Below are 1017 nucleotides of genomic sequence, written 5' to 3' on the forward strand. Positions count from 1 at the left end.
GGTCAACTCGGTCTTGGGCGTGAACCCTCCGCGGAACTGGATGTAAACCAGGGTGAAGATGACGGCGAGAACGACCGCCACGACAAAGGTGATCAACCGGTAGGGCGGCTCTCGCGAGTCGTTGATCTGAACGGGTGAACCTTCCATGGCCTACACCGTGAGCCCGAAAGTTGTGGGCCCGGCGATGGACCGCCACCCGCGCGGTTGGTTATCCGGATAACCCACCGTCGCCACCGCTGCCCCTCGCCTCGGGGCCGTCGCCACCCGGCGCTGGCCTGTACACCTATGGAATAAGACCAGTGAAATGTACCGCGATGCAGTGGCACAAACAAAGCAACGGCGCCAACCTGCGGGTGCACAGCCTCGTCGCTCGGGTGACCACCTTCACCGATTCCGGCGAGCCGATCGTCTCGGAAGCGAATTATCCTGTCCCGCAGAGGCTTCGGCCACTGGCTACGTGTTACGGGTTGATGGTGTTATCTCCCACCTGGCGGCCCCAGACGTACTCGATCGCATACGGCGATCCGGTGTCGAGATGGTTGTACGGCGCGAGGCTGTTGCCGGTGTCCATCACCAGCTCCGGTGCCGGCCACAGATCGCGGGTGATCTTCTGCCAGCACCCCGGCGCCCCGCCCGGACCGCCGCGCGCGTTCACCCGGGGCAGGTTCTCCGGGTAGACGTAGGGATTGGGCGCACCACCGATCAGGCCGACCGCGCCGCCGAGCCCCAGCGTGAGCGCGGAGATGGCAACCAGCGACAGGGGATTCGCGACCAGCCCCAATCCGGACAGCGCCTCGGTGTTCATGTTCAACGAGTAGCCGTTGAAACCGCCCTCGGAGGCACCGGTGATGGGCACGATGTCGTGGTAGTTGCGCAGCGTGCAATAGATTTCGGGGCTGTAAGTGTCCAGTAGCTGCGCCGAAGGGACCAGGTCGGCGGCGCCGCGCGCCAGATACGGCCCGCCCTTTTCGAACAGATCCGCACCCGTGTTGCCGAACCCGGCCGCCGACAACAACG

General features: G+C 64.9%; 1 protein-coding gene. It reads right to left on the minus strand.

Annotation, left to right across the window (positions count from 1 at the left end):
* Positions 1–460 precede the first annotated feature (460 nt).
* A partial coding sequence (locus AC5Y30_RS25405; RefSeq protein ID WP_499922056.1) for an MCE family protein occupies positions 461–1017 on the minus strand: 557 nt, incomplete at its 5' end.

The organism is Mycobacterium sp. NGS27, from assembly GCF_059813005.1.